Annotated in this window: 5 protein-coding genes; 3 read left to right on the forward strand and 2 right to left on the reverse strand. The window is 60.6% G+C overall.

What is annotated here, in order from left to right; genetic code table 11:
• Positions 1 to 194 precede the first annotated feature (194 nt).
• Positions 195 to 3,020: a TonB-dependent receptor gene (locus EIP75_RS17065; RefSeq protein WP_199758627.1), complete on the reverse strand. Its 2,826-nt coding sequence runs from the start codon at positions 3,018 to 3,020 to the stop codon at positions 195 to 197.
• A gap of 440 nt (positions 3,021 to 3,460) precedes the next feature.
• Between EIP75_RS17065 and EIP75_RS17070 the strand changes: the two genes are divergently transcribed.
• Both EIP75_RS17070 and EIP75_RS17075 read left to right on the forward strand, forming a co-directional pair.
• Positions 3,461 to 3,919, forward strand: coding sequence for a rhodanese-like domain-containing protein (locus EIP75_RS17070; protein ID WP_125244487.1), 459 nt, complete (start codon positions 3,461 to 3,463; stop codon positions 3,917 to 3,919).
• 41 nt (positions 3,920 to 3,960) lie between these two features.
• On the forward strand, positions 3,961 to 4,746 hold the full coding sequence (locus EIP75_RS17075; RefSeq protein ID WP_125244488.1) for a cytochrome b/b6 domain-containing protein: 786 nt from the start codon (positions 3,961 to 3,963) through the stop codon (positions 4,744 to 4,746).
• Positions 4,747 to 4,868: 122 nt separating this feature from the next.
• Here EIP75_RS17075 and EIP75_RS17080 read toward each other — a convergent pair whose 3' ends face one another.
• Positions 4,869 to 6,023 (reverse strand): sigma-54 interaction domain-containing protein, encoded by a 1,155-nt coding sequence (locus EIP75_RS17080; RefSeq protein WP_125244489.1) that lies wholly within the window; start codon positions 6,021 to 6,023, stop codon positions 4,869 to 4,871.
• A gap of 283 nt (positions 6,024 to 6,306) precedes the next feature.
• On the opposite strand from EIP75_RS17080, the gene EIP75_RS17085 reads away from it, so the two are divergent.
• Positions 6,307 to 6,764 (forward strand): sulfate ABC transporter substrate-binding protein (locus EIP75_RS17085; RefSeq protein ID WP_125244490.1); only part of this gene is annotated, 458 nt, incomplete at its 3' end.

A 6,764-nucleotide genomic window follows, 5' to 3' on the forward strand; every position in this document is an offset into this window, starting at 1 on the left:
TTCTGTGCTTGCGTGGCTTGAGTTGCACAACGCGCAGTTGTTGAATAATCAACAGGATTTCATGACATGCGATTGATTTGTCAGCACAGTCAGCTGCTGCAAAAGCCGCACATGGCAGATCGACGTAAAAAAGGCCCGGCACAGCCGGGCCACGGGCGGCGCGATAATCGCGCCGCCAGTTTCATGCGGAAAGATCAGAGCTTCCCGGAGATTTGAATGCCGAACCAACGGGGCTCACCAGGCGTGTAGCTGTTCCAGGTCTGCACTTGTGGTGTGTCGTCGTTGAACAGGTTCTTGACGATCAGGCTGACGTCGAACCCGTTGTCACGGCGGCCCAGGCCGATGGAGAAGTCTGTCTTCCAGTTGGATGGAATCCAGGCGTAGGTCGACAACGCCGCATCGCTGTTGAACTTGCTGCTGTAGGCGGTGTTGAAGCTGGTATGGAATGTCTTGTCGCCAAATACCGGGCGCCTGTAATCTGCGCCGACATTGAAGGTGTATTTGGCTGCGCCTGTCAGAGCCTGACCAGACAGATCGGTGAACTTGACGCTGGCGTTGTTGTTCTCAGCCGGCTGCGGTGAGGTTGCAAACTCCTTGAACTTGGCGTCCGTGTAAGCACCAGCGAAGCGCAGTGTGATGTTCTTGAAACCTGTGTAAGAACCATCGATCTCCAGGCCTTTGACCTCTACCTTGGGCGCGTTGCCGGTGTAGTTGACCGTGCTGTTCGATGCCTGATCGATCTCCGTCACGGGCTGCTGGTAGTCCTTCACGTTGGTGAAGAACAGGGCCGTGTTGACGAACAGGCTCTTGTTCAGGAAAGCCGACTTCAACCCCACTTCATAGGAGGTGACCTTCTCTGGCTTGGCCACGAAGGACTTGCCATCGACGATCTGAACTGCTCCACCCTTCTCGCCATACTGCAGGCTGGCGTAGGTGGTGTTGTCTTCATTGATCTTGTAGGTCGGGCTGATGACGAAGTTGGGCTGTGTCTTGCGGAAGCCCTCTGCTTTGACCAGCGCCCACAGCTTGCCCAACTGGTCCGAGCGTATGGCTTTGGCTGCGGCGATCTGCAGCTTCTGCGGCTGGGTCAGGCTGTTGTACGCAGCGCCCGGCGTGCTTGTGATGGTTGCGCCGAAGTACCTGTTGGCTACCGTGTCGGCCAGGCTCAACTGCTCTGCGGTGTTCGCGCTTGTCAGCTGACCGCCGGTGGTGGTGTTGACGACTTTGGTCTTGCTGTCGGCGAACACGACTGTGTCAAAACCGCCAAGGACGAACCCATTGACTCCGCTGACGGGATTGAGACCAACCCCCGCACCATCGGCGGCGATGTAGTTCGAGCCTGAGTTCTGGCGATTCTCGTGGGTGAAGCGCAGGCCAGTCGTGAGGGTGGTCTGCTCGGTGAGGTGCCAGTCGGCTTGGCCATAGATGCCAATGCTCTTGTTCTTCACTGATTGCGTGCTGGCCTTGTTCAGGCCCTTGAGCGAATTGACCATCAGAAGCCGGCCTGCGGCATCGGCGTTGAGGACTGCATACTGTTCGTTGTTGGCGAACCAGGCGCCGGCATCGGTGCCCCAGCCCGCGTTCCATCCGCCATCCTTGCCGAAGTCCACGGAGTTCGCGAACCACAGGGCGCCAACCTGGTAGTCGACGAAGCCGCCTGGTTTGGAGCTCAGTCGGATCTCCTGGCTGCGTTGGCGGTATGCGTCGTTCTTGCCTCCGCCATTGAGTTGAACGTCGAAGGGCGTGGCATCGCTGTCGTTGCGAGCGTGGAAGTGGTAGTCGCGGTAAGCGGTGATCGAGGTCAGGTCATGGCTGCCCAGATTCCACTTCAACTCCAGTGAGGCCCCGTTGGTGGATGTTTGCAGCGCGCGCTGGTTGTCGTTGTTCGGATAGAGATTGCCCAGGTAGTCGGTGTCGTACCGGTAGCTGCTCTGGTTGGTGAACCAGTCACGACCGAGCTTTCCTTGGACATCCAGTGCCGTGTTGCCAGTGGTGGCGCCATTGCGGTATTGGCTGGGCACCTGCTGCTTGACCGTCAGGCCGTTGTAGTACTCACCGGACTTGGGCTGGATTTCAATGCTTGCCCGCGCGCTGAAATCGGGGCTGGGTGTCAGCAGGAACTGCACTCGGCCGGCCACGCGGTCCCGGTTGAAGTAGGTTTCATCGTGGTTGTAGGCATTGGCGTAGGGGCCAGCGCCCTTGTTCACTGTCACAGCGCCACGGAAGGCGAGCAGGTCATCAATCACCGGGCCGCCGCCGGCAAACTGGGCGATCACGGTGTTGCGTTGCCCCAGTGTCAACGACCAGTTGGCATCGGGGGTGAAGCTGGGCTTGCGCGTGGTGACGTTGATCACGCCCATGGTGGTGTTCTTGCCCAGCAGCGTGCCTTGCGGCCCGCGCGCCACTTCCACCGATTCAACGTCGTAGAAATCGAAGCTGCCCAGCGGGGCATAGGCATAGCTCACGCCATCCAGGATCATGCCCACGCTGGCGTCCTGGGCCTCCACCTGGCTGACCTTGCCAACGCCGCGGATGGACAGGCTGTAGGTGCGTGAGTTGCCCGTGTTGCGAACCACGTTGGCGGCACGCTTGGTGATGGCGCCGATGTCCAGTGCCAGTTCGCGCTCGAGCTCTCGACCGCCGATCACGGAGACGGACAAAGGCACATCCTGTACGCGCTCGATGCGGTTGCGGCTTCGAACCACCACGGTTTCAAGCTGCTGTTCCTGCTGACCAGATGCCGCGGTGCCTGCGGCATCTGCCTGTGCAGCAGGAGCGGGGGTTGGGGTATCAGCTGCCGGCGTCGGAGGCACGGCAGTGGGAGCGCCTTGAGCCGCGGCCAGCGCCTGCTTCAGCCGTGTGATCTCGGCCTGCAGATCGGCCACCGAGGGCTCGGCATTCTGGGCATGGGCGGGGCCCAGCGCCATGAACGCGATCATGGTGGCCAAGGCTGCGATGGGCGAGCGTCGGAAGGGGGCCTGCGAGGCAGGGCGGAGGGCCGGCGCGTGATGAGGGCTCACTGAAAGATACTCCTGTTGAAGAGATGGACCTTGTTTTCGTGGGCGCCTTAACAGCACTTAACATGCCATTGAGCATGCGCGAATCACATAAGCAATCAAGCGTCTGACATAACTCCTGCTCTCAAGGGGGCGCCATTGGTCGGTCGCGCATCGGAGGGTGTCATGTGGCGGTTCCTTGCTGTCTGGCCGCGGCCACTTCGCGAAAGACCAGGCCGTCGTTTCGTCGCCATCATGTTGCTGTGGCAGCAGCAGCCATGCGCGATGTGCTGCACGAGCAACAGCGACAGGAGTCCGATGAACACGGCTTCTCCAGGCGATGGCCTTCAAAATGCCTGGCTCGATAGTTGCTCGAATGGGCTCACTCAAGACATCGATCCGATGCTTTCGAGACGCTGACTCATCGACACATCGAACGCCTGTCCAGGCGAAGGTACATGCACATGAACAAAAGCAAGACACTGCTGCTGGCCACCATGCTGGCCTTTGGCACCACCACTGCCTACGCGCAGACCGCCGCATCCACCAATGCGCCCACTGCACAGGCCTGGAAGTACAAGGCCAAGCGTCTTGAGCGCGCCGAGGTCGATGCCTTGCTGGCACAGCCAGACAAGCTGTTGGTGATCGACCTTCGTCGTCCCGACGAGCTGATCAAGTACGGCAGCTTCCCCGTCTTCATCAGCGTGCAGAACAAGGAACTCGAAAAGCACATTGCCTACCTGCCGCGGGACCGCAAGATCCTGACCGTGTCCAACCATGCGGGGCGTGCCGGTGCCGCTGCCGACCTGCTGACCAGCAAGGGTTTCGACGTGGCCGGTGCCACCGGGTCTGAAGACTATGAGAAGCAGGGGGGCACGGCGGTGACGCACATCACGGCGCCGACCCAGTCCGCAGCTCGCTGACAGACAAAGGTCTGCCTTCTTCCACATGGACGGAATCCATCATGAAGCCTCAAGAAGTCATTGAGCATCTTGACGATTCGGCGCTGGTCCTGGACCGGGCGCCCGTCGAGACGGGCGCGCTCATCCGCATTCATCTGTGGGACCTGCCGACACGCGTCTTCCACTGGTCCCTGGTCTTGTCTGTCTCCGTGGCCATCGTGACGGGCAAGCTGGGTGGAGAGTGGATGGAGCTGCATGGCAAGGCTGGCCTGCTCATCGTCGGCCTCGTGACGTTCAGATTGGCCTGGGGTTTTCTGGGTTCGCGTTATGCACGTTTCCTGACGTTCCTGCCCACGCCAGGGGTAATCCTGAACTACCTCAAAGGGCAGTGGCAGGGGGCGGGCCACAATCCCCTGGGGGCCTTGTCCGTGTTGGGCTTGCTGACCTTGCTGGCCGCCCAGGCCATCACCGGGCTGCTGGGCAACGACAGCAACGCCTTCTTCGGCCCCTTGTTCTCATTGGTGGATGAGGAGGTGTCCAACAAGGCGACGGGCTGGCACCACCAGTTGTCCAACCTGCTGCTGGTGCTGATCGGCCTTCACTTGGCGGCCATTGCCTTTTACGTGGTGTTCAAGCGCGACAACCTGGTCAAGCCCATGGTGACCGGTTGGAAAGAGGTGCCCCATGGCAACAAGTCTGCGGGCGGCGCGCGCCCCATTTCGCTGATCGTGTCGTTGTTGGCGGCCGGGCTGGCTGTGTACGCGGCCAATGGCGCCTTCATACACAAGGAGCCTGCACCTGCGGTAGAGCAGGTGCCCGCAGCAGTCCAGCAGGCGCCGTCCTGGTGATGAGATTCTGGAGGAGGGGAGCGCCAGCCGGTGGCGATGATGACAAGCGGCATGAGACCTCTTGCGGCGCCACCGGTAGGCACCCTGCGTGGAAAGACAACCGCTTTGAGAGATGCGCTGTCTCAGCAGGCGAATGTGCTGTCCACCGGGGTAGAAGCATCGGCATCGTTGCGGCCATGCGTCGGCTGACGCTTGGGCAGGATGTCGAGACGCATCAGGTGCGATCGAAGGATGTTGCGCGAAATGCCCAGCAGCCTGGCGGTGCGGACCTGATTGCGTTCGCAGAACTCGTAAGCCGTATTGACCAGCAGGGTTTCGACATGCTCGAAAAGATCAGGCGTGGCCTGGTCGATCAGGCGATGCAGCACATCCTCCAGGCTGATCTCGTGATTTGCGAAGGCCGATCCTGGCATCGGTGATCCCTGCAGGTTGCTTGAGGATTGATGTGTCGTGGGCTGTGGTGCTCCCGGCGACGACACCACCGGAAACTTCAGATCACGTTGCCGGATGATGCCGTCGTCGCCCACGATCAGGGCGTAGTGGATGACGTTCTCAAGCTCTCGGATGTTGCCTGGCCATGGGTAGCACAACAAGGCCTGTCGTGCATCGTCGGCCAAGGTGGCTGTGGGCAGGTGCAGCTTGCTGCTGTAAAGGCTGATGAAGTGGGCGGCCAGAGGCAGGATGTCGCCAGGACGATCGCGCAGTGGTGGCAGATCCACCGTTGCCACGTTCAGGCGGTACCAGAGATCGCGTCGAAAATGCCCAGCCTCTACAGCCTGCGTGAGATCCACGTTGGTGGCGGCCACCAGTCGCACATCGATGTCGATGGGGGTGCGGGAGCCGACACGCACCACCTGTTTTTCCTGCAGTACGCGCAACAGCTTGACTTGCTGGGACATCGGCAGATCGCCGATCTCGTCAAGGAACAGGGTGCCACCATGTGCAGCTTCGAACCAGCCGGATCGTGCCCGCACCGCCCCTGTGAATGCGCCAGCCTCATACCCGAACAGCTCTGATTCGATCAGTGTTTCATTGAAGGCCCCGCAGTTGACAGCCACGAAGGGCCCTTTGCGCGTGCTGTGTTCGTGAAGGTGCCGGGCAATCAACTCCTTGCCGGTGCCGGTTTCACCAATGATGAGCAAGGCCGCTTCGGTCGGGGCAACACGCTCGACGGTGTCGAGCAGGCGTGCGGATTTGGGATCTTCGAACACCAGCGCGCGAGCGCGCACCGACAGCGGATGGGCCTGTGGATCCGGGAATGTGAGGAGCTTGTTCACGTTGCACTCAGGCTGGGGCTTTGGTGGGCGCCAAGTCTAGGCAGCCGGCCTTCCCAATCCAAGGAAGGTTTTTGCGTCGTGATATGCGGGTGGCGTCTTTGAACTGAAGCTGAACGTTTTGTTCTCAGCAACTCTGTTCGTTTTTGACCAGAGGTGTGGCTTATCCATCGGCTTTTTATGCGGCCTGCGGATATGCAAAGCCCGATTTGTTCGTTGCTGGGCAGAAGGGCCGATCCTAGGATCCGGGCTCTCCTTCATACATCGCTGGACAACTCGCATCACCATGAACAACCGCTCTCATTCGCGTCGCCTTTTCAATGCCGTCGCGCTCGGCACCGTGGCCCTTGCGGCCCTTGGCGCCGTCGTTCCCTCGATCGCTGCGGCCAAGGACGTCACGCTGCTGAACGTGTCGTACGACCCGACGCGCGAGCTCTACCAAGAGTACAACGCGGCGTTCAGCAAGTACTGGAAGGCCAAGACGGGCGACAACGTCACCGTGAAGGCATCGCACGGCGGTTCGGGCAAGCAGGCGCGCTCGGTGATCGACGGCATCGACGCCGACGTGGTCACGCTGGCCCTGGCCTATGACATCGACGAGATCGCCGAGAAGGCCAAGCAACTGAGCCCTGACTGGCAGAAGAAGCTCACGCACAACAGCTCGCCGTACACCTCGACCTACATCTTCCTGGTGCGCAAGGGCAACCCCAAGGGCATCAAGAACTGGGACGACCTGGTCAAGCC

Source organism: Aquabacterium soli, assembly GCF_003933735.1.
GTDB lineage: Bacteria > Pseudomonadota > Gammaproteobacteria > Burkholderiales > Burkholderiaceae_C > Aquabacterium > Aquabacterium soli.